22 protein-coding genes are annotated in these 25899 nt (G+C 74.1%); 16 read left to right on the top strand and 6 right to left on the bottom strand.

Annotation, left to right across the window (positions count from 1 at the left end):
* The first annotated feature begins 16 nt into the window (after nucleotides 1-16).
* Nucleotides 17-892 (top strand): alpha/beta fold hydrolase, encoded by an 876-nt coding sequence (locus ACFRAR_RS26420; RefSeq protein WP_380700681.1) that lies wholly within the window; start codon nucleotides 17-19, stop codon nucleotides 890-892.
* Between the two features lie 127 nt (nucleotides 893-1019).
* Here ACFRAR_RS26420 and ACFRAR_RS26415 read toward each other — a convergent pair whose 3' ends face one another.
* Entirely contained in the window at nucleotides 1020-2495 is a 1476-nt protein-coding gene (locus ACFRAR_RS26415; protein ID WP_380700680.1) for an MFS transporter, read from the bottom strand.
* A 102-nt stretch (nucleotides 2496-2597) separates the two neighbouring features.
* On the opposite strand from ACFRAR_RS26415, the gene ACFRAR_RS26410 reads away from it, so the two are divergent.
* Nucleotides 2598-3500 carry a helix-turn-helix transcriptional regulator gene (locus ACFRAR_RS26410; protein ID WP_380700679.1) on the top strand — a complete coding sequence of 301 codons (903 nt, stop codon included), beginning with the start codon at nucleotides 2598-2600 and terminating at the stop codon, nucleotides 3498-3500.
* On the opposite strand, the gene ACFRAR_RS26405 is transcribed toward ACFRAR_RS26410, so the two are convergent.
* Complete coding sequence (locus tag ACFRAR_RS26405) at nucleotides 3494-3910, bottom strand: hypothetical protein (RefSeq protein WP_380700678.1); 417 nt, start codon at nucleotides 3908-3910, stop codon at nucleotides 3494-3496. The two genes, ACFRAR_RS26410 and ACFRAR_RS26405, sit on opposite strands and share 7 nt — an antisense overlap.
* Nucleotides 3907-4470 (bottom strand): hypothetical protein, encoded by a 564-nt coding sequence (locus ACFRAR_RS26400; protein WP_380700677.1) that lies wholly within the window; start codon nucleotides 4468-4470, stop codon nucleotides 3907-3909. Before ACFRAR_RS26400 ends, ACFRAR_RS26405 begins: the two co-directional genes overlap by 4 nt.
* Before the next feature lie 135 nt (nucleotides 4471-4605).
* Here ACFRAR_RS26400 and ACFRAR_RS26395 point away from each other — a divergent pair, with 135 nt between their 5' ends.
* From ACFRAR_RS26395 to ACFRAR_RS26360, 8 genes are all read left to right on the top strand, one after another.
* Entirely contained in the window at nucleotides 4606-5820 is a 1215-nt protein-coding gene (locus tag ACFRAR_RS26395; protein WP_380700676.1) for a histidine kinase, read from the top strand.
* The gene (locus ACFRAR_RS26390) at nucleotides 5808-6452 is read left to right on the top strand and encodes a response regulator (protein ID WP_380700675.1); all 645 of its coding nucleotides are present in this window, start codon (nucleotides 5808-5810) and stop codon (nucleotides 6450-6452) included. Before ACFRAR_RS26395 ends, ACFRAR_RS26390 begins: the two co-directional genes overlap by 13 nt.
* Before the next feature lie 2 nt (nucleotides 6453-6454).
* Entirely contained in the window at nucleotides 6455-7324 is an 870-nt protein-coding gene (locus ACFRAR_RS26385) for a DUF4097 family beta strand repeat-containing protein (protein ID WP_380700674.1), read from the top strand.
* A gap of 89 nt (nucleotides 7325-7413) precedes the next feature.
* Nucleotides 7414-8583, top strand: coding sequence for a tRNA dihydrouridine synthase DusB (gene dusB / locus ACFRAR_RS26380; protein ID WP_380700673.1), 1170 nt, complete (start codon nucleotides 7414-7416; stop codon nucleotides 8581-8583).
* 563 nt (nucleotides 8584-9146) lie between these two features.
* Nucleotides 9147-11855, top strand: a complete 2709-nt coding sequence (gene ppdK / locus ACFRAR_RS26375; protein WP_380700672.1) for a pyruvate, phosphate dikinase — start codon at nucleotides 9147-9149, stop codon at nucleotides 11853-11855.
* 289 nt (nucleotides 11856-12144) lie between these two features.
* Nucleotides 12145-12666, top strand: a complete 522-nt coding sequence (locus ACFRAR_RS26370) for a ribonuclease (protein ID WP_380700671.1) — start codon at nucleotides 12145-12147, stop codon at nucleotides 12664-12666.
* A gap of 178 nt (nucleotides 12667-12844) precedes the next feature.
* A complete protein-coding gene (locus ACFRAR_RS26365) occupies nucleotides 12845-13318 on the top strand; it encodes a hypothetical protein (protein WP_380700670.1) in 474 nt (157 codons plus the stop codon).
* Nucleotides 13318-13638 carry a transcriptional regulator gene (locus tag ACFRAR_RS26360; protein WP_380700669.1) on the top strand — a complete coding sequence of 107 codons (321 nt, stop codon included), beginning with the start codon at nucleotides 13318-13320 and terminating at the stop codon, nucleotides 13636-13638. The genes ACFRAR_RS26365 and ACFRAR_RS26360 overlap by 1 nt, the downstream gene beginning before the upstream one ends.
* A gap of 8 nt (nucleotides 13639-13646) precedes the next feature.
* On the opposite strand, the gene ACFRAR_RS26355 is transcribed toward ACFRAR_RS26360, so the two are convergent.
* Nucleotides 13647-14642, bottom strand: a complete 996-nt coding sequence (locus ACFRAR_RS26355; RefSeq protein WP_380700668.1) for a hypothetical protein — start codon at nucleotides 14640-14642, stop codon at nucleotides 13647-13649.
* A gap of 112 nt (nucleotides 14643-14754) precedes the next feature.
* Between ACFRAR_RS26355 and ACFRAR_RS26350 the strand changes: the two genes are divergently transcribed.
* Complete coding sequence (locus ACFRAR_RS26350) at nucleotides 14755-15996, top strand: ADP-ribosylglycohydrolase family protein (protein WP_380700667.1); 1242 nt, start codon at nucleotides 14755-14757, stop codon at nucleotides 15994-15996.
* 15 nt (nucleotides 15997-16011) lie between these two features.
* Here ACFRAR_RS26350 and ACFRAR_RS26345 read toward each other — a convergent pair whose 3' ends face one another.
* Nucleotides 16012-16746 (bottom strand): GNAT family N-acetyltransferase, encoded by a 735-nt coding sequence (locus ACFRAR_RS26345; RefSeq protein WP_380700666.1) that lies wholly within the window; start codon nucleotides 16744-16746, stop codon nucleotides 16012-16014.
* Between the two features lie 786 nt (nucleotides 16747-17532).
* Between ACFRAR_RS26345 and ACFRAR_RS26340 the strand changes: the two genes are divergently transcribed.
* From ACFRAR_RS26340 to ACFRAR_RS26320, 5 genes are all read left to right on the top strand, one after another.
* Nucleotides 17533-18477 (top strand): PAC2 family protein, encoded by a 945-nt coding sequence (locus tag ACFRAR_RS26340; protein ID WP_380700665.1) that lies wholly within the window; start codon nucleotides 17533-17535, stop codon nucleotides 18475-18477.
* Nucleotides 18478-18649: 172 nt separating this feature from the next.
* The gene (locus ACFRAR_RS26335) at nucleotides 18650-19657 is read left to right on the top strand and encodes an SGNH/GDSL hydrolase family protein (protein ID WP_380700664.1); all 1008 of its coding nucleotides are present in this window, start codon (nucleotides 18650-18652) and stop codon (nucleotides 19655-19657) included.
* A gap of 136 nt (nucleotides 19658-19793) precedes the next feature.
* The gene (locus ACFRAR_RS26330; protein WP_380700663.1) at nucleotides 19794-21104 is read left to right on the top strand and encodes a deoxyguanosinetriphosphate triphosphohydrolase; all 1311 of its coding nucleotides are present in this window, start codon (nucleotides 19794-19796) and stop codon (nucleotides 21102-21104) included.
* Nucleotides 21105-21196: 92 nt separating this feature from the next.
* A complete protein-coding gene (dnaG, locus tag ACFRAR_RS26325; RefSeq protein ID WP_380700662.1) occupies nucleotides 21197-23104 on the top strand; it encodes a DNA primase in 1908 nt (635 codons plus the stop codon).
* A gap of 149 nt (nucleotides 23105-23253) precedes the next feature.
* Nucleotides 23254-24435, top strand: coding sequence for an RNA polymerase sigma factor (locus ACFRAR_RS26320; RefSeq protein WP_380700661.1), 1182 nt, complete (start codon nucleotides 23254-23256; stop codon nucleotides 24433-24435).
* A gap of 12 nt (nucleotides 24436-24447) precedes the next feature.
* Here the strand turns inward: ACFRAR_RS26320 and ACFRAR_RS26315 are convergent, their stop codons facing one another.
* Nucleotides 24448-25590 carry a DUF2690 domain-containing protein gene (locus tag ACFRAR_RS26315; protein WP_380700660.1) on the bottom strand — a complete coding sequence of 381 codons (1143 nt, stop codon included), beginning with the start codon at nucleotides 25588-25590 and terminating at the stop codon, nucleotides 24448-24450.
* Nucleotides 25591-25899: the final 309 nt, after the last annotated feature.

The following is a 25899-nucleotide window of genomic DNA, read 5'->3' as shown; positions in this document are numbered from 1 at the left end:
GTCGGACGCTGGTGCCATGACCGAAGCGACCACCACAACCGACGCGACCGAAGCGACCGCCACAGCCGACGCGACCACCGCGACCGGAACGACCGACGCCGCGATCCACCACACCGCCCTCGGCGACGGCACCCCGATCGTCCTGATCCACGGCTACACCGTCGACCACCGCGTCCTGCTCCCACTCGAACCCGTCTTCGCCGACCGCCCCGGCTGGCAGCGCCTCTACCTCGACCTCCCCGGTCACGGCGGCAGCCCCCGGCTGCCGGGCCCGACCTCCGCGAGCGCGCTGGCCGAGGCCGTCTTCGGGTGGATCGACGCCCGTGTGGGCGGGCGGCCGTTCGCCGTGGTCGGGCAGTCCTTCGGCGGCCAGCTGGCCCGGGCGGTGACCGCGCGGTACGGCGAGCAGGTGCTGGGCTCGGCGCTGCTGGTGCCGGTGGTGCGCTGGGGTGCGGACCGGGCGCTGCCCGAGGAGACCGTGGTCGAGCGCGACGAGGACTTCCTCGCCGGCCTCCCGGCCGCCGACAGCGAGGTCTTCCGGTACGTCATGGCCCGTCACACGAAGGCGAGTTGGGAGGGCTTCGAGCGGTTCATCCGGCCCGGCCGGCAGGCCCACGACCAGGCGGCCGCCGCCGAACTCGAAGCCGACTTCCTGCTGCCGCACTGGCCCGAGCACCGCGCCCCGCGGCACCGAGGCCCCCACCTCCTGGTCACCACCCGGCAGGACGCCCTGGTCGGCTGGCGCGACCAGCTCGCCCTGCTCGACCACTACCCCCGGATGGCCGCCACCGTCCTCGACGGGGTCGGCCACAACCCCCAGGTCGAGACCGCCGACGCCGTCCGTGCCCTGGTCGGCGACTGGCTCGACCGGCTTGACCGGTCCGGAGGCTGAAGCCCGACCCGGCCCGGAGGCTGAAGCCCCGTGGGAACGCCGACGGCCCCGTGACCGGACGTTCCGATCGCGAGGCCGTTCGCCGTTCACCGCTGTCGCCGCCGCCGGGGCCCGAAGCCCCCGGCGGTCAGCCGATGGAGCGGGGGAGGCGGGTGGTCAGGTAGAGGATGGTGAAGGAGCCGAGGAGCTGGATGCCCAGGCAGAGGGCGAGCGCGCGGTCCATGCCGAGGCTGGGGGAGAGCGAGAGGTAGAGGCTGCCGAGGGTGGCGACGCCGAGGGCGAGGCTGGACTGCTGGCCGGTGGCGAGGACGCCGCTGCCGACGCCGGCCCGGGCGGCGGGCACCTTGGCGAGGACGACCCGGAACAGCGGGGTGCCGATCAGGCCCTGTCCGATGCCCGCGAGGGCGACGCCCGGGGCCATCCGCAGCGGGGAGAAGTGCGCCCAGTCGGCCAGCACGGTCACGGCGAGGGCGGCCAGGCCGGTCGCCTGGACGACGGCGCCGGCGCTGAGCACCCGGCTGCCCCAGCGGCCGATCAGCCGGGGGCCGGCCAGTGAGGCGGAGAAGTAGCCGACCGCCATCGGGACGAGCGCCCAGCCGGCCGCGACCGGACCGAGCCGCAGGCCCTGCTGGAGGGCGACGGCGATGACGAACATGAAGCCGCCGAAGCCCGCGAAGTAGGGGAGCGCGATGCCGAGTCCGCGCCGCATCTCCGGGATGCGCAGCAGGGACGGCGGCACCAGCGGGGTGTCCCCGCGCCGCTCGGCCCGGCGCTCGACGACGGCGAAGGCGGCGGCGAAGGCGGGGAACAGCGCCAGCAGCACCCAGGACCAGAGCGGCCAGCCGGCGGCGCGGCCCTCCATCAGCGGGATGAGCAGGGAGACCAGCGCGGCGGTGAGCAGGACGGTGCCGGGGACGTCGACCCGGGCGGCCCGGGCGGCCCTGCTCTCCGGGACGTAGCGGACCGCGAGCACCACGGCGAGCAGCGCGAACGGCACGTTCAGCAGGAAGATCGAGCGCCAGCCGGTGCCGAACAGGTCGGCGGCGACCAGCATTCCGCCGAGCACCTGGCCGATCACCACCGAGATCCCGCCGACCGCGCCGTAGACGCTGAGCGCGCGCCCGCGCCGGGCGCCCTCGGTGGCGGCGGTGATGGTGCCGAGCACCTGCGGGATCAGCAGCGCGGCCGAGGCGCCCTGGGCGGCCCGGGCGGCGACCAGGGACCACGCGCCGGGGGCGAGGCCGCAGGCCAGCGAGGTGAGGGCGAAGGCGGCGGCGCCGACGACGAAGAGCCGGCGGCGGCCGAAGATGTCGCCGAGGCGCCCGCCGAGGACGAGCAGGACGGCGAAGGCGATGCCGTATCCGGCGGCGACCAGTTCGAGGACGGCGGGCCCGGCGGCCAGGTCGTGGTCGATGGTGGGCAGGGCGACGTTGACGATGAAGAAGTCGAGCATCGGCAGGAAGGCGCCGAGCAGCACGGTGACCAGCCCGGCGGTGCCGAGGGCGGGGGTGCCGAGGGCGGGGGTGCCGGGGGCGGGGGTGTCGGGAGGGGTTGCGGGGGCGGTCCGGACCGGGGCCTGGGCGACGGCGAGTTGTCGAGTCACGGGTCATACGATCCGCCGCTTCCTACCCTGGTACCAGAGTCTGCTTATCCAGGTATAGGAAGTACCTGGCAACAGGCTGCGGCGTGCCCCATGCTGGGGAGCATGAGCCTGATGACCCCGGCCGCGCAAGCCCGTCCGGCCGACGCCGCGCACACCGCCGGACAGCGCCCGGCCACCCCCGCCGACGCCCGCCGGCACGAGCTGGCCGCGTTCCTGCGCAGCCGCCGCGAGCGCCTCGCGCCCGAGCAGGTGGGCCTGCCGATGACCGGCCGCCGCCGGACGCCGGGGCTGCGCCGGGAAGAGGTCGCGCAGCTCGCCGCGGTCGGTGTGACCTGGTACACGTGGCTGGAGCAGGGGCGGGACATCCAGGTGTCCACCCAGGTGCTGGACGCGGTGGCCCGGGCGCTGCTGCTGGACCCGAGCGAGCGCTCGCACCTGTTCACCCTGGCCGGCGCGGACGACCCGGTACGGGTGAGGGAGTGCCCCTCGGTGACGCCGAGCGTGCGGCTGCTGGTGGACCGGCTGGCGCCGTTCCCGGCCATGGTGCTCAACTCCCGCTACGACGTGCTGGCCTACAACGCCCCGTACACCGCCTTCGTCGGCGACCTCGAAGAACTGGCCCCCGGGGACCGGAACCTGATGTGGATGGCGTTCACGCCCTCGCGCTTCCGGGAGGTGCTGGTCGACTACCGCACCGAGCGCCTCAACGTGGTGGCCCGGTTCCGCGCGGCGATGGCGGACCACAGCTCGGATCCGGCCCGGAAGGCGCTGGTGGCCCGTCTGCTCCGGGCCTCGCCGGACTTCGCGGAGCTCTGGCAGCGGCACGACGTGATGCGGCCGGGCAACGGCGTCAAGCGCTTCCAGGTGCCGGGCGTGGGGCTGTTGCGCTGCGAGTACACCAACTTCTGGCTCAGCCCGCAGCTGGGAACGCGGATGATCACGTACACCCCGCTGGACGACGAGACCCGCGCGCTGATGGACCGGCTGCCCGCCAGGGCTCAGTAGCGGAGCAGAGCGGCTTCCCGCCCGAGCAGCAGGCACACCGCGGCGAGCGGCAGTTCGACGCAGCAGGCCATGACCAGGGCCGCGAGCATCGCGGTGCCCGGTCCGGCGCAGGCGATGTCGGCGAGCGCGTCCCCGGTGAGCAGCAGGGCCACCGCCGCGCCCGCCCACAGCGCCCCGGCGTCGCGCCGGCGCAGCAGCGCGTCCAGGGTGAGCAGGGCGGCGAACTCGACGAGGTCGAGCACGACCCACGGCGTCTCGTGGCAGACGGCGAGGACCCCGAGCCAGGGCAGCAGGGTGACGGCCGCCATGGCCGGCAGCTTGGCGCAGCGCGCGGGCAGGGCGTACCCGGAGGCGGGGCGAGTGGCGGGACGGGCGGCGGGACGGGCGGCGAGGACGGCGGTGATGCTCACTTCTTCGCCCCCTGGTCCCGCACCCGCTCCAGCGGCAGCCGCTCGGCCGCGCCGCCCGCCGGGTGTTCGACCCGCACCGCGTCGAACGGCCCCTCGGCCCAGGCGAACCAGAACCGCCCGGCCACCGGGACGACCTCGGCCGTCGACCGCACCCGGCGCAGTGCCCGCCGTCCGGTGAAGACCACGGACGGCGCGGCGCCGTCGGCCGCCAGCCGGCCCCAGGCGAGCACGTGCCGGCGGCGCCCGGCGGAGGGGAAGTACCGCGCCCCGCGCAGCAGCTGCGGGGTGAGCCGGGCGGCGACCAGGACGTCGGTCAACTCGCCGTGCTGGTACAGCTCCAGTGCGGCCCGGCCGCGGCCGGACCCGGCACTGCGGACCGACCAGGGGCCGCTCCCGGCCGGCAGCGTCCCCTCCTGCTCGGGCGTCTCCTCGGGCGTCTCCTCGGGGCGGAGCGCACCCCCGGAGGTGGTTCCGGGAAGACCCCCGTGCCCCCCGGAAACACCTCCGGGGCCGGGCCGCCCGTGCGGCGGAGTGGCGGAGTGCGGTGCGGTGCTCGTCATACCGTCAAGCCTCCCGTCCGGCCCCCCTCCCTGTCGGTGGTGTCCCACACCGAATCGGGGGTGTAGCTAGATACACCCCCACCCGGAACCCCCCTTCATGGCGGCCCGTGATCACCGGGCCCTACGCTGTCCGGCATGTCCTCCACCACGCTGCGCCGAGCGCTCGTCAGGAGCCTCCGGCGCCCACCGTGGTCGCCCGAGGTCTGGCGGGACGTCCGCTTCACGGCCTCCGGAATACCCATGGCGCTCCCGGTCTGGCTGGCCGTCACCGATCCGAACCTGCTGTTCCCGGTGCTCGCCGCCGTCCTGGTCTGCGTCCGCCCGCTGACCGCCGTCCAGCGCGGCCGGCTGCGCGCCCTGCGCGAGGTGGAGGTGCCGCCGCTGCGGCCGCCGGTGGGGCTGCGGGCCTGGCTGCTGGGCCTGACCTGGCGTCAGGCGCTCTACCACCTGGCGGTCGGCCCGCTGTTGGCGCTGGGCGCGCTGGCGGTGCTGTACGCCTGGGCCGCCGCCCTGGTGCTGGCCACCGTGTACGCCTGGATCTGGCTGCTGCCCGCCGGGACGGAGCTGCGCGCGGACCTGGCCGGGCAGGACGTCCTGTTCACCGTCGGCGGGGTGCTGCTGCTGGCGGTGCTGTCCGTGCCGGGCACCCAGCTGGCCCGGCTGGAGGTGTGGGCGGCCCGGTGGCTGCTCGGCCCGGACCGGGCGGAGGCACTGGAACGGCGGGTCGAGGAGATCGCCGAGAGCCGGGCCGGACTGGTCGACGCGGTGGACGCGGAGCGCCGCCGGATCGAGCGCGACCTGCACGACGGAGCCCAGCAGCGGCTCACCTCCCTCGCGATGAACCTGGGCCTGGCCCGGCGCACCCTCAAGGACGTGTCGCCCGAGGCGATGCGGGTGATCGTCGACGCGCACGAGGAGGCCCAGGCGGCCATCGACGAGCTGCGCGACCTGGTCCGCGGCCTGCACCCGGCCGTTCTGGAGGACCGCGGCCTGGACGCGGCGCTGTCCGGGATCGCGGCCCGGGCCCCGCTGCCGGTGCGCCTGGCGGTCGACCTCGCCGAGCGGATCGCCCCGACCGTCGAGGCGGTCGCCTACTTCACCGTCTCCGAGGCGCTCACCAACGTGGCCAAGCACGCCAAGGCCAACCGGGTCGACCTCTCGGTGCGGACGGCGGCCGGCCGGCTGCGCCTGGTCATCAGCGACGACGGCGTGGGCGGCGCCGACCCGGCGCGCGGCACCGGGCTCACCGGTCTGCGCAAGCGCGCCGCCTCGGTCGACGGCACGCTGTCCGTTCTCAGCCCCCTCGGGGGCCCCACCACCATCACCGTGGAGTTGCCGTGCGCGCTGTGATCGCCGAGGACTCGGTCCTGCTGAGGGCCGGCCTGGTCAAGGTCCTGGAGGCGGTGGGATTCGAGGTCGTGGCCGCCGTCGGGGACGCCACCGAACTGCTGGCCGCCGTCGAGGAGCACCGCCCGAAGGTGGTGGTCGCCGACGTCCGGATGCCCCCGGGCTTCAGTGACGAGGGGGTGAAGGCGGCGATGGTGATCCGCCGGCAGTGGCCGGACACCGCCGTCCTGCTGCTCTCCCAGTTCGTGGAGGAGCGCTACGCCGCCGACCTGCTGGCGACCAACACCAGTGGCGTCGGCTACCTGCTCAAGCAGCGGGTGGCCAATGTCGACGACTTCGTGGACGCGCTCCAGCGGGTCGCCGAGGGCGGCACCGCGCTGGACCCGGAGGTGGTCGCCCAGCTGCTGGTGCGCCGCCACCGGGACCCGCTGGAGAAGCTGACCCCGCGCGAGCGCGACGTGCTCGCCCTGATGGCGGAGGGCCGCTCCAACGGCGCCATCGCGGGCTCGCTGGTGGTCAGCGACAGCGCGGTGGCCAAGCACATCAACTCGATCTTCACCAAGCTCGACCTGCCGCCGGCCGACGACAACCACCGCCGGGTGATGGCGGTGCTGCGGTTCCTGGAGGTCGGGTAGCCGTGTGGGGGGTGAGGGCCTGGCGGGTCACCGGGACGGTCGTGGTCGTCCTGGTCATGATCGGCGCCGGACTGCAGACCTGGTCGATGGGGGTGCGGCAGCGCACCACCAGCAGCCATCCGTACGACATCGAGATCCACCGGGTCCAGTTGTCGACCGGCAACGCCTCGGTCAAGGTGCGGGCCGGCCGGGAGAGGCACGTGGTGGTGCACCAGCGCCTGGATTGGATGCTGCGCAAGCCGGTGGTGTCCGCCACCGTCGTCGACGGTGTGCTCGACGTCTCCATGCACTGCCGGCTGATCCTGCCGGTCGTGGACTTCGGCTGCGGCGCCGAGATCGAGCTGGAGGTGCCGGCCGCGACCGAGGTGACCGGGTCGGTGGGCTCCGGCACCGTCCGGGTGGAGGGGCTGAGCGGTCCGGTCCGGTTGGAGCTGACCTCCGGCCAGCTGCTGCTGTCCGACACCTCCGGGGACGTGACCGTGCGCGCCACCTCCGGGCTGGTGCAGGGCGACAACCTGAGCGCCAAGCGGGTGACGGCACGGATGGTCTCGGGCACGGTGAACCTGAACTTCGCCAGGCCCCCGGGCGAGGTGAACGCCGCGTCCGTCTCCGGTTCGGTGGAGATGACCCTGCCGAAGGACAGCCGGTACGCCTTCTCCAGTGAGATCGGCAGCGGCAACGGCCACATCGAACCGCTGCTGCAGGACCCCGCCAGCCCGAACCGGGTGCACACCGAGGTCGTCTCCGGTTCGATCTCGATCGGCGCCTCCGCGTCGACCGCGCCGCCGGAGCCGGCCGGGGCCCCGGAGCCGGCCGGGACTTCGGAGCCGGCCGGGACCGCGGCGCCGGCGCGGCCGCCGTCGGCGCCGTAGCGGGAGCGTCCGGTCCGGCAGCGGCGGCCGCTCACCCGGGTGGGGGACAATGGAGAGTCCCGTCCCCCTGTACCCGAGGTCAGCCGCGCATGACAGCCACGCCCGCACCCACCGCGTCCGACACCGAGTTCGCGCCGCTCGACATCGGCCCGATCCAGGTGTGGCCGCCCGTCGTGCTGGCGCCGATGGCCGGCATCACCAACGCGCCGTTCCGCACCCTGTGCCGGGAGCAGAGCGGCGGCAAGGGCCTGTACGTCTCGGAGATGATCACCACCCGGGCGCTGGTCGAGCGCAATGCCAAGACCATGCAGCTGATCAGGTTCGACCCGAGCGAGAAGCCGCGCTCGATCCAGCTGTACGGGGTGGACCCGGTGACCGTCGGCAAGGCCGCCCGGATGATCTCCGAGGAGGGCCTGGCCGACCACATCGACCTCAACTTCGGCTGCCCCGTCCCCAAGGTCACCCGCAAGGGCGGCGGCTCGGCGCTGCCGTACAAGCGCAACCTGCTGCGCGAGATCCTGCGCGAGGCCGTGGCCAACGCGGGCGACCTGCCGGTGACCATGAAGATGCGCAAGGGCATCGACGACGACCACCTCACCTTCCTGGACGCCGGGCGGATCGGCGCCGAGGAGGGCGTGGCCGCGATCGCCCTGCACGGACGCACCGCCGCCCAGCACTACGGCGGGACGGCCGACTGGTCGGCGATCGCCCGGCTGCGCGAGTCCGTCCCGGCGCACGTCCCGGTGCTGGGCAACGGGGACATCTGGTCGGCCGACGACGCGCTGCGGATGATGCGGGAGACCGGCTGCGACGGCGTGGTGGTGGGCCGCGGCTGCCTGGGCCGCCCGTGGCTGTTCAGGGACCTGGTCGCGATCTTCGAGGGCGACGTGGACTACGCCCGCCCCGACTTCGGCTACGTGGCGAAGGCGATGGTGCGCCACGCGCAGCTGCTCGGCGAGTGGATCGGGGACGAGACGCGCGGTGTGGTCGACTTCCGCAAGCACGTTGCCTGGTACACCAAGGGCTTCTCGGTCGGCTCCGAGCTGCGGGTGCGGCTGGCCGGCTCCTCCTCGTTGGCCGAACTGGCCGAAACCCTCTCCGAGGTGGAGCAGTCCCAGGCCTGGCCGGCCGGTGCGGACGGTCCGCGCGGGCGGACCAGCGGCAACAACCGGGTGGTCCTGCCGGAGGGCTGGTTGGACGATCCGTACGACTGTGCCCGACCGGGTGCTGACGCCGAATCGGACACCTCCGGCGGATGATCTGTACGTAGTGGCGAAAACGGCCCTTCCGGGCCGATGGCCACTCGGTCAGGGCCCTCTTGTCCATCCTGGACAAGAGGGCTCCTTTTTGGCGCTCGAACGTCACTCGACGGGCATGACTCCGGACGCTGTGCGACGATCGGCGGAGGCGGTGCGCGTTCGATCGATGAGACGCCCTCGTGACGCTTGCCACATGCGATCGGAGCCGGCGGCCGGTCAGTGGACGAAGTGGACAGGTCGACTGTGGATCGCTTCCCGAAGTCGGTCGGCCGGTGACGGGCGATCCGGTTGCAGGAAATCAAGCCGGGGAGGCGCGGTGGGCCCGTGGTCGCTACCGTGCGTCCGGATCGTGCGATCTTCGGGTTGCCTTGTCTTCAAGGGTTGAATGCTGGCTAGCGTCAGGCGGACGATTTCACCAACAGAGGTGAACGCCTTTATGCGCATTCGATCTAGTGGGTTACCGATCGGTACCAGTCTCGGGTGGCCTATTCAGGGCAGAGAAGAGCCTTCGAAATGGGTATGTTCTCCGGCGTCAGGGCAACCGCGTACGAGGAGACCGACCCGTGCCGTCCCAGCAGAAGTTTGTTTACTCCTTCACCGAAGGAAACAAGGACCTCAAGGATCTTCTTGGCGGCAAGGGCGCGAACCTGGCCGAGATGACCAACCTGGGCCTCCCCGTCCCCCCGGGGTTCACCATCACCACCGAGGCCTGCAAGGTCTTCCTGGAGACCGGCACCGAGCCGGCCTCGCTGCACGAGGAGATCAGCGCCCACCTGGACGCGCTCGAGCAGGAGATGGGCAAGAAGCTCGGCCAGGCCGACAACCCCCTCCTCGTCTCGGTGCGCTCCGGCGCGAAGTTCTCCATGCCCGGCATGATGGACACCGTCCTCAACATCGGCCTCTCCGACGCCTCGGTGGTCGGCCTCGTCGCGCAGTCCGGCAACGAGCGCTTCGCCTGGGACTCCTACCGCCGCCTGGTCCAGATGTTCGGCAAGACCGTGCTGGGCGTCGACGGCGAGCTGTTCGAGGAGGCCCTGGACGAGGCCAAGCACGCCAAGGGCACCACCAACGACCTGGACCTGGACGCCTCCGACCTCCGGGGTCTGGTCGAGGTGTTCAAGGGCATCGTCGAGCGGGAGACCGGCCGGGCCTTCCCGCAGGAGCCGCGCGAGCAGATGGACCTCGCCGTCCACGCCGTCTTCCACTCCTGGAACGGCGACCGCGCCCGGCTGTACCGCCGCCAGGAGCGCATCCCGAACGACCTGGGCACCGCGGTCAACGTCTGCACCATGGTCTTCGGCAACCTCGGCGAGGACTCCGGCACCGGCGTCGCCTTCACCCGCGACCCCTCCACCGGCACCCAGGGCGTCTACGGCGACTACCTGTCCAACGCCCAGGGCGAGGACGTCGTCGCCGGCATCCGCAACACGCTGCAGCTGTCCGAGCTGGAGAAGCTCGACAAGAAGTCGTACGACGAGCTGATGGCGATCATGCAGAAGCTCGAGAACCACTACCGCGACCTGTGCGACATCGAGTTCACCATCGAGCGCGGCAAGCTCTGGATGCTCCAGACCCGCGTCGGCAAGCGCACCGCCGCGGCCGCCTTCCGGATCGCCGTCCAGCTGGTCGACCAGGGCCTGATCGACCTGGACGAGGCCCTGATGCGGGTCACCGGCGGCCAGCTGTCGCAGCTGATGTTCCCCCGCTTCGCCCCCAACACCGCGTCGCAGCAGATCGCCTGGGGCCTGGCCGCCTCGCCGGGCGCCGCGATCGGCAAGGTCGTCTTCGACTCGTACACCGCCGTCAAGTGGTCCCGCTCCGGCGAGAAGGTCATCCTGGTCCGCCGCGAGACCAACCCGGACGACCTGGACGGCATGATCGCCGCCGAGGGCATCCTGACCTCGCGCGGCGGCAAGACCTCCCACGCGGCCGTGGTCGCCCGCGGCATGGGCAAGACCTGTGTCTGCGGCGCCGAGGAGCTGGAGGTCGACACCAAGGCCCGCCGCTTCACCACCGCCGACGGCCAGGTGATCCACGAGGGCGACGTCGTCTCGATCGACGGCGCCACCGGCAAGGTCTACCTGGGCGAGGTGCCCGTCCTGCCGTCCCCGGTGGTCGAGTACTTCGAGGGCACCCTGCACGCCGGCGCCGACGTCCAGGGCGGGCTGGTCCAGGCCGTGCACCGGCTGATGTCGCACGCCGACGGCCGCCGCCGGCTGGCCGTGCGGGCCAACGCCGACAACGCCGAGGACGGCTCGCGCGCCCGCCGCTACGGCGCCCAGGGCATCGGCCTGTGCCGCACCGAGCACATGTTCCTCGGCGAGGAGCGCCGCAAGGAGGTCGAGCACCTGATCCTGGCGGACAACGACAAGGACCGCGAGCTCGCCCTCTCCACCCTGCTGCCGCTCCAGAAGGGCGACTTCCTGGAGCTCTTCCAGGCGATGGACGGCCTGCCGGTCACCGTCCGCCTGCTGGACCCGCCGCTGCACGAGTTCCTCCCGGACATCACCGAGCTGTCGGTGCGCGTCGCCCTCGCCGAGGCCCGCAAGGACCCGAACGAGAACGACCTGCGGCTGCTCCAGGCGGTGCACAAGCTGCACGAGCAGAACCCGATGCTCGGCCTGCGCGGCGTCCGTCTCGGCCTGGTCATCCCCGGCCTGTTCGGCATGCAGGTCCGGGCCATCGCCGAGGCCGCCGCCGAGCGCAAGCTGGCCGGCGCGGACCCGCGCCCCGAGGTGATGATCCCGCTGGTCGGCACCGTCCAGGAGCTGGAGCTGGTGCGCGACGAGTGCGAGCGGGTGCTCGCCGAGGTCGCCCGGTCCACCGGTGTGGCGCTGGACATCAAGCTCGGCACCATGATCGAGCTGCCGCGCGCCGCGGTGACCGCCGGGCAGATCGCCGAGGCCGCCGAGTTCTTCTCCTTCGGCACCAACGACCTGACCCAGACGGTCTGGGGCTTCTCCCGGGACGACGTGGAGGCCTCGTTCTTCACCGCCTACCTGGAGAAGGGCATCTTCGGGGTCTCCCCGTTCGAGACCATCGACCGCGACGGCGTCGGCTCGCTGGTCAAGCATGCCGTCGAGGCCGGCCGGGCCACCCGCCCCGACCTCAAGCTCGGCGTCTGCGGCGAGCACGGCGGCGACCCGGACTCGGTCCACTTCTTCCACGAGGTGGGGCTGGACTACGTCTCCTGCTCCCCCTTCCGGATCCCGGTGGCGCGCCTGGAGGCAGGCCGCGCCGCCATCGAGTCGGCGGGCAGCGACTCGCGCTGAGGAGGGTAGGCATCCCCTCCGAGCGCGGGACGACTGACCGCTCCCCCTCCCGTCGGGAGGGCGTACACCGGAGCTCGGCGCAGGAGAACCGGCGTACGTGAGACGGCCGGGCGGGTACGGACAACGGCGTCCGTCCCCGCCCGGCCGTACGTCTGCGCCCAGCCGTACGCCCGCACCCGGCCGTACGTCTGCGCACGGCCCGGCGGGCCCGGCCCCGGCCGGCCGGTGTGGCGGCGGCCACGTGTGTAGCTGGCCCGGCGGGGACCGGCGGCCTGCCAAGCTTGACCGCATGACCAACCGCAAGAACCCGCTCGTCGTCGTGGCCGTGCTGCTCCTGGCACTCGTGGCCGGGGTCGGATACCTCCTCACCGGCAAGGGGAGCGACCACCCCAAGGCCGCCGCGAGCGCCACGGCGGCCGCCACCACGGGTTCCTCGGCCCCCAAGCCCTCGGCTCCCAAGCCGTCCCCGCCCGCCGGCGGCGCCGCCACCCCCGCCCCGGCCGGCACCTGGGTCCCCAGTGACTCCTCGATGGCCGACGTCTGCCGCACCAAGCTCCCCAGCCAGGCGGTGGAGACCCTCACGCTGATCGCCAAGGGCGGGCCGTACCCCTACAACCGCGACGGCATCGTCTTCGAGAACCGCGAGAGCCGCCTGCCCAAGAAGACCGACGGCTATTACCACGAGTTCACCGTGGTCACCCCGGGCTCCAACGACCGCGGCACCCGCCGCGTGGTCACCGGGGGCTCCGGCGAGCAGTACTGGTCCGCCGACCACTACGCCACCTTCCAGGAGATCGACTCCCGCTGCTGAACCGGCCCCCGGGTCCCCGACGCGCGGTCCACGGCCCCCCGCCCCTCCCCAGGGGCGGGGGGCCGTTGCCTTCTCCGGCGCTGCCTTCCGGGCGCGGTCGCCCGGTCCCTGGAAAGTACTTTCCAGAATGGAAACTAGATGCCATAGTGGAATCACCATCGACTTCGAGGGGGATCCCATGAGCGACTCCACCCACGCCGGCCTGCCCGCCGCCGAGGCGCTCCGCCTGGCCGAACACGCCCAGGAGGCCGCGCGGCGCCCCGGGCGGCTGCCCGACTGGTACGGCGTGTTCTTCGCGGCGGCCTTCTCCGCCTACGGGCTGGGCGTCGGCCAGGCGATCGAGGCGAAGCAGTTCTGGCTGCTCGGGGTGCTCGGGAGCGCCTTCGGCATCCTGTCCGGGATGGCCGCCCGGGTGGCGATGCGCAGCGGCGGCATCGTCCAGCGCGGCATGCCCTCCGGGATCGGCGGCGCCATCGCGGTGGGGGTCCTCGGGGTGTGCGGCGCGGGCGTGGCGGGGATGGCGCTCGCCTGGCTGGCCGGGGGCGGCCCGCGCTGGATCAGCGCCACCGCCGGGGTCGCGGCCGGGCTCGCGTTCTGGGCGGCGACCGGCTGGCTGAACCGCCGGGTCCGGCGCGGCGGGGAGGCCGGCTGATGCCGTCAGCCCTCGACCCGCTGCTCCAGCACCCGACCCGCCTCACCGTGCTGGCCTTCCTGAGCGCTTGCCAGGAGGCCGAGTTCGGCGCCGTCCGGGACCACTGCGAGGTCTCCGACTCCGTCCTCAGCAAGGCCGCGACCGCCCTCGAAGAGGCCGGGTACCTCGCCGTGAAGAAGGGGTACGTCGGCAAGCGGCCCCGCACCTGGCTCACCGCCACCGGCCAGGGGCGGGCCGCCCTCACCGCCCACCTCGCCGAGCTGCGCCGGCTGGTGGCCGCCGCCGAGGAGGCCGGGGCCCGGCACGGCTCGGCGACGTGACCCGGGCCTCACCGCGCCCGGCGCCAGGTGATGCGCGGGTGGGGGGCGTGCGGGCCGGTGGTGACCAGCGCGGTCAGTTCGTGGAGCACCGGGGACGGGTCGCGGCGGAGCTGGGCCGGGGTGGTGCGGACCACCGGGAGGCCGGCCGCGGTGAGGCGGTTGGCGCGGGCCAGGCCGCGTTCGTGCTCGGCGGGGCGCAGGTGCCAGGCGCGGGAGTCGATCTCCAGGGCCACGCAGGCGTGCGGCCAGTAGGCGTCCGGGACGGCGAGGAAGCGGCCGTCCAGGAAGAGCACCGGGTTCCACAGCGGCTCCGGCAGGCCGGCGTGCGCCAGCAGTTCGCGGGCCTCGCCCTCCACCACCGACCGCACCCCGGCCGTCAGGTCCTCCACCACCAGGGCCACCTGGGGCAGCCCGAGCGCGCCCGGCCGGGACAGCAACTGGTCGAGCAGTTCCCCGAGTTCGCAGTGCCGCCGCTGGACGGCCTCCGCGCACAGCGCCCGGAACCTGCGCTGTCCGGTCGCCCTCGGCGCGAGGTCGGCCAGCGCCCGGGCGACGGTGGCGCTCCACAGCCCGTCGTCCCGTTCGAAGCCGCCCGGCATCGCCCCGGAGGCCCGGTGGACCCGGACGAACTCATGGTCCCCCACCCGTCGTTGGCCGGGGATCAGCACGTCGACGGCGTTCAGGTCGGCCGGGTGCCCGGCGCTCGGCAGCCCGGCCTCGGCCAGCACCGCGAAGCCGGTCAGCAGCACCTCACCGGACCGCGGCTCGCGCCCCTTCGGTGTCGCGTACGCCAGTGCGGCCCGCAGCTTCTGGTGGAACGTCAGCCGTCCGTTCTGGAGACAGATCACCCGGGGCAGCACCTGCTGCCAGGGGCCGCCCGGCCGCAGCCGGTGGGCGATGGTGCCGGAGGGCACGCCGAGCCGGCGCAGCTGCGCCCGGGTGGCGATGTGCTGCTGGTCGGCGCCGAGCAGGGCGACCGGGTCGAGGGGGTTCGCGCGGGTCATACCCGGGTGCCTGCCCGCCGGGATCGGCGGTATGCGAAACATCCCCCGTCGGTGGGGTCGAAGGCCACGGGTGTTGACGGGCCGCCGGTCGAACCGCTCTGCTGGAGGCCATATGACCATTCCATCCGGCCATGCCGGCCCCGCGCTGGACTCGCTCCTCGGCCTCTGCGTCGGCGACGCCCTCGGCGCCCAGTTCTTCGTCCCGGAGACCGCCCGGGCCCATCTCGCCGCCCGCACCGAACCGCCCGGCCCCTGGCCGTGGACCGATGACACCGAGATGGCCTGCTCGGTGTACGCCGCCCAGCGCGAGCGCGGCACCGTCGACACCTTCGACCTCACCTACGCCTTCGCCCTGCGGCACGACTTCGACCGCGGCTACGGCCCGGCCGCCAACCGGCTGCTCCGGCTGATCCGCGAGGGCGGCGACGCCAAGGCGCTGGCCGCCGGACTCTTCGACGGCCAGGGCTCGTACGGCAACGGCGCCGCGATGCGGGTCGCCCCGCTCGGGGCCGCGTACGCCGAGGACCCGGCGGCCGTGGTGCGCCCCGCCGCCGACACCGCCCTGATCACCCACACCCATCCGCAGGCGGTGGACGGCGCGATCGCGGTCGCGGTGGCGGCCGCGTACGCCGCGCGGTCGCGCACCCGGCCGATGACGCCGGACCGCTTCCTGGAGTCGGTGGCCGGCCTCACCCCGAACGGGGCCGTCAAGGACGGCCTCCTGGAGGCCCGCGGGCTGCTCGGCCAGCCGGACCTCCGGGTCGCCGCGCGGCTGCTCGGCAACGGCAGCCGGACGTCCGCGGCCGACACCGTCCCGTACGCGCTGTGGTGCGCCGCCCGGCACCAGGCCGACTACCGCGCCGCCGTCCGGGAGGCGATCGCGGCCGGCGGCGACATGGACACCGTCGCCGCCATCACCGGGGGAGTGGTCGCCGCGCACACCGGCACCGCGGGCATCCCGCGCGCCTGGCTGGACGCCTGCGAGCCGCTGCCCGCCTGGGCGTTCCCCGAACCGGGCGGCGTCCGCGCGGCCGGCGAACCGCACCCGAAGCCGATGAGCCTGCCCCGCCCGCACCCGGTGCCGCCCCTGAGCTGGTCGGACGGCGACTGGGAGCGGATCAGGCGCGGCCTGCGGGCCCGGGACACGGACGGGCACTGGACCGCCGTCGTCTCCGAGGGCGTCCTGCACCTGCACCGCGCTGCGGACGGCGCGGAGATCTACCGCGTCCGGGTGACCCGGGTGCGGGGCGGCTGGCGGCCGGCCGAGGCCCTGGTCGAGGCGGACCCCGGCCGCCACCGGGCCTGGGACGACCACTCGGTCCTGCCGGCCCTCCTGGGCCTGCGGCGGCCCTGAGGCCGGGAGCCCGCCTCAGGCCGTGATCATCAGCTGCCCGGTGCCGCTGCCGCCCTGTCTAAGGCACTCCTGGTTGATCGCCGGATCCGGAGCGCTCGGCGAGGTGGCGGCGGCGATCCGCAGCTCGATGATGTCCCGGACGGCCGGCCACTCGTCGTCGAGGATCGAGTAGAACGCGGTGGAGCGCACCACCCCGTCCAGCCCGCGCGAGTGAGCCCGGCGGACGCCCTCGGACGTCGCGCCGAGCCGCTCGATGGCGGCGCGCGAGCGCAGGTTGCGGGCGTCCGCGCGCATCGAGATCCGCTGCACGCCCCAGGTCTCGAAGGCGTGGCGGAGCATCAGCAGCTTGGCCTCGGTGTTGATGCCGGTGCCCTGGGCGCGCGGCGAGAGCCAGGTGTTGCCGATCTCGGCCGCGTCGGGGACGGCCGTGGCCGGATCGCCGAACGGGACCCCGGGCACGGGCGGCCACACCAGCGGGCCCTGCCAGTAGTCGAGTTCCAGGAACCGGGTGGAGCCGACGACCCGGCCGTCGGCGAGGTTCACGGTGGCGAACGGCAGCGACCGGCCCGCGGCCTGGTCGGCGAGCGCCCGTGCGACGTAGTCGCGGGCCGCTTCCAGGCCGTGCGGGACGGGCGTGAAGGCGTAGGTCGTACGGTCCTCGGCGCCGGCCTCGGCGATGGCCTCGGCATGGTGCGCGGCAAGGGGCTCCAGCCGCACGGTGCGGCCGGTGAGGATGACAGGTACGGGCACGGAACCTTGGTCCTTCATCGGTCGGAGGGTTGCCTCCCGCGCCGGTGTGCGGAACGGGGTGCGCTGGGGTGGGTACGCCTGGGCCCGGGTCCGCCGGCCGGGTACCCGCGCACGCCGGAGGTCCGGTCGAACGGGGTGGGGGCGGCGGCCCGGAACGGGCGGCGCGGGGTGCCGGAACGGACACGGGTCCTCGGACCGGTCCGGCGGGACGTGCGGGGGGACAGTGTGCGTCCGCGAAATGGCCGAAGAGGAAACGAGAGCGCGAAGGGAAGCAGGCGGCCAGGTGAAGGCAAGATGCGTCGTGGGTGACTGGCCGAGCACCGGACCGGGACGTGGTCGACGGCGTTACGGACGACGTGACGACGACGCGACGATGCGAGGCAGCGAGAGGACGATACCCGCCAGAAGGCGGTGCGTCACTTCGCGGCACGCGAATGGCCGCCCGGGCTGTTTCCGGGCCCTCCGGACGGGTCCCTCCGGAGGGCGTGACCATGGCTGTGACCAGGGGCTCTGCCCCCGGGTGCGATCATGGTCCGCGGTGGTCGGCCGAGGCCGTCGGACACGCCCTCCGGCGAGCCGCCGGACCGGTCCTCGAGCGGCCCTCGGGCGGGTCCTCCGCCGGTTCCCGCAGGTCCGTCCGCCGGTCCGTCCGCCGTGCGCGACCAGGGCCGGAGCGGGACGGGGCCAGGACGGCGGGTGGAGCGGGAATTCCGGCGGCGCCCGGCACGCTGCACAGGACGAGAAGCCGGTCGACCGGGACGAGCAGAGAACGGGGTTGGGTGCGCGGTGCGTGACTTCCAGGCGCTGTACGAGCTGGATCAGCAGGGCGTGGCCGCCGTGGCCGCGGCCAACGCGCAGTTGCGCGACACCGGCGCCGGCCTGGTGCTGCTCCAGCACTACGAGGGCTTCATGGACGCCGGCGAGGCCGGCGGGCAGGTGGTCGCCCACCTGCTGGAGACGGGATCGCCGCAGGTGGTGGCCCGCTTCGACCACGACCGTCTGGTGGACTACCGGGCCCGCCGCCCGCCGATGGTCTTCGACCACGACCGCTGGACGTCCTACGACCCGCCGGAGATCCTGCTCCAGCTCGTCCACGACGCCGCCGGCGCGCCGTTCCTGCTGCTCACCGGCCCCGAGCCGGACGTCGAGTGGGAGCGCTTCGCGCGCGCCGTCCGCGAGTTGGTGGAGCGCTTCGAGGTCCGGCTCTCGGTCGACTTCCACGGCATCCCGATGGGCGTGCCGCACACCCGCCCGGTCGGCCTGACACCGCACGGCAACCGGCTGGACCTCGCCCCGGGCTACCCGCAGTGGTTCGACCAGGCGCAGGTCCCGGGCAGCGCCCAGGCGCTGGTGGAGTACCGCCTGGCCGAGGCCGGGCACGACGTCCTCGGCTTCGCCGTGCACGTCCCGCACTACGTGGCCCGTTCCGCCTACCCGGCCGCGGCCGTGCTGGTCCTGGAGGCGACGCAGTCCGCCACCGGGCTGGTGCTGCCCGGCACCGGGCTGCGCGAGCGGGTGCCCGAGGTCTACGCCGACATCGAGGAGCAGCTGGCCCAGGGGGACGGCGAGCTGCGTTCGGCGATCCGCGGCATGGAGGGCCAGTACGACGCGGTGGCGGGCGCGGAGGGCCGGGAGAGCCTGCTGGCCGAGCCGGTGGACCTGCCCTCGGCGGACGAACTGGGGCGGCGCTTCGAGCAGTTCCTGGCCGAGCACGAGCGCGACGCGGAGTAGCGGGGGAGCGGTGGCGCCCCCGGGGCCGGCCCCGGGGCCGGTTCGGGTCCGTCCGGAGGCGGTTGCGACGGGCCGGGAGTCATCGGGCCCTTGACGTTCGTTGCCCGTGAGGTGCCCGGGGGACGGGCCGCCGCCAGGAGCCGACCGTGACTCGCATCCCCGGGGGAAGACCATGCCGACGACCGCCCGCCCGACGCTCGCCCTGACCGCCGGACTGGCCGCACTGCTGCTCGCCGGTTGCAGTGGCGGAGGCGGCTCGGCCGGTGGGGGGAGCGGCTTCGCGGGTGCGGTGCCCGACCGCGCGCAGGGCGCCGCGACCTCGTCGCCGACTCCGGCCCCGCCGCCCACCGGCCCGTACGTCGCGCTCGGCGACTCGTACACGGCCGGGATGAACATCCCGCCGCAGATCGGCGCGCCCGGCGCCTGCTACCGCTCCGGGGCCAACTACCCCTCGCTGGTGGCGAAGGGGCTCTCGCTGGCCCCGGGGCAGTTCACGGACGTCAGCTGCAGCAGCGCCCGCACCGGGGACCTGACCGCCCCGCAGAAGGTCGCCGACGGCACCAACCCGGCCCAGCTGGACGCGCTGACGGCGGACACCCGGCTGGTCACCCTGGGGATCGGCGGCAACGACGCCGGCTTCATGGAGGTCGTGACGGAGTGCGCCAAGGAGAACCTGGTGGACCTCGTCAAGGGCGTGATCACCGACGGCGGCGACCGGTCCGGAAAGTCGCCCTGCCGCGACCACTACGCCGCCGGCAACGGCACCGACGAGGTCCAGCGCAAGGTGGACGCGGCCGGCGACCGGCTCGGCCGGGTGCTCCAGGACATCGGGAAGCGCTCCCCGAAGGCCAAGGTCTACGTGGTCGGGTACCCGGGGCTGCTCCCGGCCGACCCGGCGGGCTGCCTGCCGGTGCTCGGCAACACCGTGGCCCTCTCCGACCTGGCCTTCCTGGTGGAGAAGGAGCAGCAGCTCAACGGCATGCTCAAGCGGCGCGCGGAGGCGGCCGGCGCGGTGTTCGTGGACCTCGCCGGGCCCTCGGCCGGGCACGACATGTGCGCGGGGGAGGACCGGCGCTGGGTCGAGCCGCCGCTCCCGCGCCGGGGGATGACGCCGATCCACCCCAACGCCCAGGGGCAGGAGGCGGCCGCCGGGGTGGTCCTCAAGGTGGTCAAGGGCTGAGCCCCGGGCCGGAGCCGCCCGGCCCGGCCCCGCCCGGCGGGCACCCGCGCGCCGCGCGCCGTTCACGCCCCGGCCCCCGCCCCTTCGTGCGCGGCACACCCCGCGTGTCGGGGGCGCGGCGTACGGTGAGGCGCATATGGATGACACCACGCAACGCCTCGCCGACCCGATCCCGTACGACCACGCCGCCGAGGCCCGCTGGGTCCCCGAACCCGACAAACGCCCCGGCCGCACCGCCTTCCAGCGGGACCGGGCCCGGGTGCTGCACTCGGCCGCGCTGCGGCGGCTGGCCGGCACCACCCAGGTGGTCGCCCCGATGCGCAGCGACTTCCCGCGCACCCGGCTCACCCACTCGCTGGAATGCGCTCAGGTCGGGCGGGAGTTGGGTGCGGCCCTGGGCTGCGACCCGGACCTGGTGGAGACGGCCTGCCTGGCCCACGACATCGGCCACCCGCCGTTCGGCCACACCGGCGAGGAGGCCCTCGACCACGCCGCCGAGGCCTGCGGCGGCTTCGAGGGCAACGCCCAGTCGCTGCGCATCCTGACCAGGCTCGAACCCAAGCGCTTCGCGCCCGAGGAGGACCAGCCCGCCGCCCGGCTCGCCCCCTGGCCGGGCCGCAGCGTCGGCCTCAACCTGAGCCGGGCCGCGCTCGACGCCGCCACCAAGTACCCGTGGACCAAGGGCGCCCACCCCACCGACCCGGCCTCGCCCAAGTACGGCGTCTACGCCGACGACCTGCCGGTCTTCCGCTGGCTGCGGGCCGGCTCCCCGGCCGGGCGCAAGTGCTTCGAGGCCACCGTGATGGACTGGTCCGACGACGTGGCCTACTCCACCCACGACGTCGAGGACGGCCTCCAGGCCGGCCACATCGACCCGGCCGCCCTACGAGCCCCGAGCGAGCGCGCCGAGCTCTTCGAGGTCGCCGAGCGCTACGCCCGGGACGCCGAGCCGCAGGAGCTGTCCGACGCCCTGGACCGGCTGCTCGCCCAGGAGTGGTGGCCGCGCTCCTACGACGGCACCGCGCGCGCCCGGGCCGGGCTCAAGGACCTCACCAGCCAGCTGATCGGCCGCTTCTGCCTGGCCGCCGAGCAGGCCACCCGCGCCCGCTACGGCCCCGGCCGGCTCACCCGCTACACCGCCGAACTGGTGGTGCCGCGGGACGTCCGGCTGGAGTGCGCGGTGCTCAAGGCGGTCGCGGTCCGCTACGTGATGCAGCGCGACGAGCAGGCCCAGCTGCGGGCCCGCCAGCGGATCGTGATCGCCGAGCTGGCGTACGTCCTCACCCAGCGCGCCCCCGAGGGGCTGGACCCGGTGTTCGCCGCGATGTACCGGGAGGCCGAGGACGACCGCGCCGCCCTGCGCACGGTCATCGACCAGATCGCCACGCTGACGGACGCCTCGGCCCTGGCCCTGCACGCCAGACTGGTCGGCGCCGCCTGGGCGTGAGCCCCGTCCGGCGGGATCCCGCCGGGCCCGGCCCACCGGGCCCGCCTCCCCGGCGCGGCCGGAAACCCCGGCCACCCCAGTAGACTTCCGGGGTGGCCGGGCGGATCAGGGACGAAGACGTACAGGCGGTGCGCAGCGCACTGCCGATCGACGCGGTGGTCGGCGACTACGTACAGCTGACCAACGGTGGCGGCGGCGAGTACAAGGGCGTCTGCCCCTTCCACGACGAGAAGTCCGCCTCCTTCTACGTGAACCCCGCCAAGGGCGTCTTCCACTGCTTCGGCTGCCAGGAGAACGGCGACACCATCGCCTTCCTGATGAAGATCGAGCACTTCACCTTCGCCGAGGCCGTCGAGCGGATGGCCGCCCAGGCCGGCATCACCCTGCGCTACGAGGAGGGCGGCTACAGCCCCCGCCACCAGCAGGGCGAGCGCACCCGGCTGGTCGAGGCGCACAAGGTGGCGGCCGCCTACTACCAGGAGCAGCTGGCCTCGCCGGAGGCGGAGATCGGCCGCCGCTTCCTGGCCGAGCGCGGTTTCGACGAGGAGGCCGCGAAGACCTTCGGCGTCGGCTACGCCCCCGCGGGGTGGGAGCACCTGGTCCGCTACCTGCGCGGCAAGGGCTTCACCGACAAGGAGATCCTCCAGGGCGGCCTGGCCTCGCAGGGCCAGCGCGGCGGCCTGATCGACCGCTTCCGGGGCCGGCTGGTCTGGCCGATCCGGGACATCGCGGGTGAGGTGATCGGCTTCGGCGCCCGCCGACTGCGCGAGGACGACAACGGTCCGAAGTACCTGAACACCCCCGAGACGCCGATCTACAAGAAGTCCCACGTGCTGTACGGCATCGACCTGGCGAAGAAGGAGATCGCCAAGTCGGGCCGCGCGGTGGTGGTCGAGGGTTACACCGACGTGATGGCCTGCCACCTGGCCGGGGTCACCTCGGCGGTGGCCACCTGTGGCACGGCCTTCGCCGAGGACCACATCAAGATCATCCGCCGGCTGCTGATGGACACCTCCCAGTACCGGGGCGAGACCGTCTTCACCTTCGACGGCGACGCGGCCGGCCAGAAGGCCGCCCTGCGTGCCTTCGAGGACGACCAGAAGTTCGCCGCCAAGACCTCCATCGCGATCAGCCCGGGCGGCATGGACCCGTGTGAGCTGCGGCTGGCCCAGGGTGACGAGGCGGTCAAGCAGCTGATCGACAACCCCGTCCCGCTGTTCGAGTTCGCGCTGACCTCGGCGGTGGCCCGGCACCGGGTGGACACCCCGGAGGGGCGTTCGGCGGCGCTGGAGGAGGCGGCCCCGATCGTCGCCAAGATCAAGGACCGCTCGATCCAGCACGAGTACGCCGTCCGGCTGGCCGGCATGCTCGGCATCCTGGACGAGCAGTTCGTCGTCCGCCGGATCTCCCAGCTGGCCCGCTGGGACCGCGAACGCCAGCAGAACCCGCGCGGCGGGGCCGCCCAGCGCCGCCCCGAGCCGCTCCAGCCGCAGCGCCCCGAGCGGCCCTCCTTCCGGCTCGACCCGCGCGACCCGGCCCAGTTCGTCGAGCGCGAGCTGCTCAAGCTGGCGCTCCAGCACCCGGACCTGGTCAGCCCGGCCTTCGACCACTACGGCGAGGACGAGTTCCCGACCCCGCCGTACGCCGCCGTCCGGCAGGCCATCGCCAAGGCCGGCGGCGCCGCGTACGGGGCGGCCCTGCCCGACTTCACCAGCGCGGTGCGCGAGGCGTCCCCGGACGACCAGGTGCGCTCGCTGGTCACCGAGCTGACCGTCGAGCCGGTGCGCTCGCGCCGCAAGGCGGACGCCGTCTACGCGGGGGAGTTCCTGGTCAAGCTGCGGATGCTGGCGGTGGACCGGCGGATCACCGAGGTCCGCGGGTACCTCCAGCGGCTCGGGCCGCGGGCCGAGGCCGAGCAGCTGCACGCCGTGCAGACCGAGCTGTGGCAGCTCCAGCAGTACGGGCAGCAGCTGCGCAGCCGGGGCGCGGCGGCGCTGTAACGCGCGCCGCGACACCGGCCGCGCCCCCTTCTTCAACAGAAAGTCGGCGCACGAGTCTCGGCCACGGAGTGTGGCGTACCGCACACTGGATGGCGCCCACCTCCGTTCAGCGCGGGTCCGCCAGAGTCGCGCCCGCCCCGAGGGATGCGATGCCCGTGGAGCAAGGCCTCGTCGCAGCGACCACCACCAGCACGCGAACGGATCCCGCCGGACCGGGCGGCCGGCAGAAGGCCGAGGAGCGGGACACCCATCACGGCCGGGCCGGGGCGGCACCCCCCGGCGGTGCCAGGGTCCCCGCCCAGGGTCGGCCGGAGGGCCACCCCGACAGCCTGGAGTCCGAGTCCGAGCCCGAGCCCGACGGCGACGGCGACGGCGAGGCCGAGGAGCCGGTCGGGCGGCGCCGGGCGCCCGCCGAGGACACCGGCCCCGCCGCCGACCTGCTGCGCCAGTACCTGCGCGAGATCGGCCGGATCCACCTGCTCACCGCCGAGGAGGAGGTCGAGCTGGCCCGCCGGGTGGAGGCCGGCATCTTCGCCGAGGAGCGGCTGAACCTCGACCCGCCGCCGCCCGACCCGCTGGCCGGCGAGCTGGACACCCTGGTGGTGCGGGGCCGGATCGCCAAGCGGCGGCTGATCGAGGCGAACCTGCGCCTGGTGGTCTCCGTGGCCAAGCGCTACGTCGGCCGCGGGCTGACCCTGCTGGACCTGGTCCAGGAGGGTAATCTGGGCCTGATCCGGGCGGTGGAGAAGTTCGACTACGCCCGGGGTTTCAAGTTCTCCACGTACGCGACCTGGTGGATCCGGCAGGCGATGAGCCGGGCGCTGGCCGACCAGGCCCGGACGATCAGGGTGCCGGTGCACGTGGTCGAGCTGATCAACCGGGTGGTCCGGGCGCAGCGCGGGCTGCTCCAGGAGCGCGGCCTGGAGCCCACGGCCGCCGAGATCGCCGCCGTGCTGGAGCTGACCGAGGAACGGGTGCGCGAGCTGCTGCGGCTGGCCCAGGAGCCGATCTCGCTGCACACCCCGGTCGGCGAGGAGGACGTCGCGCTCGGGGACCTGATCGAGGACGCCGACGCCGCCTCGCCCGCCGAGTCCGCGGCCTTCCTGCTGCTGCGCCGGCACCTGGACGCCGTCCTGGCCACCCTGGGGGAGCGGGAGCGCCAGGTCGTCCAGCTCCGCTACGGGCTGGACGACGGCCGTCCGCGCACGCTGGAGGAGATCGGTGCGCTGTTCGGCGTGACGCGGGAGCGGATCCGCCAGATCGAGTCGAAGACCCTGGTCAAGCTCCGCGACCACGCCTACGCCGAGCAGCTGCGCGGCTACCTGGACTGACGGGCGGAGGGCTCAGGAGGGACTCTCCGAGTCGCTCGGAGCAGGCGGGTCGCTCGCTGCCGGCGGGTCGCTCGGGGCAGGCGGGTCGGTCGGGGCAGGCGGGTCGGTCGGCGCCGGCGGGTCGGCGGGCGCGGGGGCGACCGGGGTGGCCGGGGCCGGGGTGGTGGTGGCACCCGCGCCGGCGCCGGGCGGCGGCGAGGCGCGTCCGATCGGGATCGGGGTGGAGGCCACCACCGTGGCCAGGTCGGCGACCGTCGCCGTGCAGTCGTGGCCGGCCGGCTGGTAGCCGCAGACCTGGAAGACGACGGCCGGGTCCGCCGCGGCCAGCATCGGCGAGTAGTTGTCGTAGCCCCAGTGGATGAGCGCCGTCTCGCTGTCGCCGGTGCTGTCGGTGATCGTCGCGTAGTCCTTCGGCTCGCCCTCGGTGATGGCCGCCCAGGCGGCCCGGCAGGCCTGGCTGTACCGGAGGTAGACGACGACCTTGCCGATCACCTGGGTCTGCAGGGTGCGGGCGTCCTGGCCGCAGCCGGTGGTCTTCGGGTCCTTGTGGGCGCAGCCGACGGCCTGACAGGCGGGTCCGGACGCGCCGGGCTTGGCGCTCGCGTCGGCGCTCGCGGAGACGGCCGCCACCCCGACCGTCGCGGCGGGGGCGTCGGGCCGGCTGATCCGCAGGCCCGTCAGCACCAGCAGCAGCGCCAGCACGGCCGCGCCGGACAGCAGCGCCGCCGGGCGCCGCCACCAGAGGACGGGAGCGCGCCCCGGGGCCCGCCCGGTCGTCAGGGCCCGGCCGCCGGCCGGCTCCCGCAGGTCCGCCTCCTCGACGGCGTCGGCGTCGGCAAGGGTAACGGCAACGGCAACGGCAGCGGCGGGCCGCTCCGCGGCCCCGGCCTCCGGCCCGGCGACCGCCTGGCGCCACAGCGCCCGCAGGGCGGCCCCGTCGCAGTCCACCGCCCCGGTCAGCGCCTCCAGCGCCTGCTCGGTGACGACCCGTTTGCCGTTGAGCCAGCGTTCCCAGGAGGCCCGGCTGTAGTGCGTCCGGGCGGCCAGCTCGGACAGTGACAGTCCGGCGGTGTCCTTGATGGTCCGCAGCTCCTCCGCCAGGCGTCTGGCGGGTTCGGACAGCTCCTCGGGCAGCTGCTTCCAGGCGGAACCCATTGCGGCGCTCCAAACTCACGAAACGGGGATGGGGGGGCGGGTGGACGGCGGGGTCCGGGCCCGGCCGTTCGGCGTCCGCGCGTCTCCACCCTCGTCGGCCTGGCGTCCCAAACCCCAGGTCATGGCGCTGAGACGGACGGAAGTGTCTCACAACCCCCGGAAGTGCTCGAACATTCACGTGATCGTCGGGCACAGTTCTCAGGCCGGTGCGGACAGCCGACCGGCGGAACCGTTCGGACACCGATCGACCGCCGTCGCCGCTCCGCACCCGGTCCCGGTACCTCCACCGGGCCGGGGCAGCCTCGCGGG

This window comes from Kitasatospora sp. NPDC056651, assembly GCF_042792155.1.
Lineage (GTDB): Bacteria > Actinomycetota > Actinomycetes > Streptomycetales > Streptomycetaceae > Kitasatospora.
Note: the sequence above shows the minus strand (reverse complement) of the source record. Positions and strands in the feature narration are given on the sequence as shown.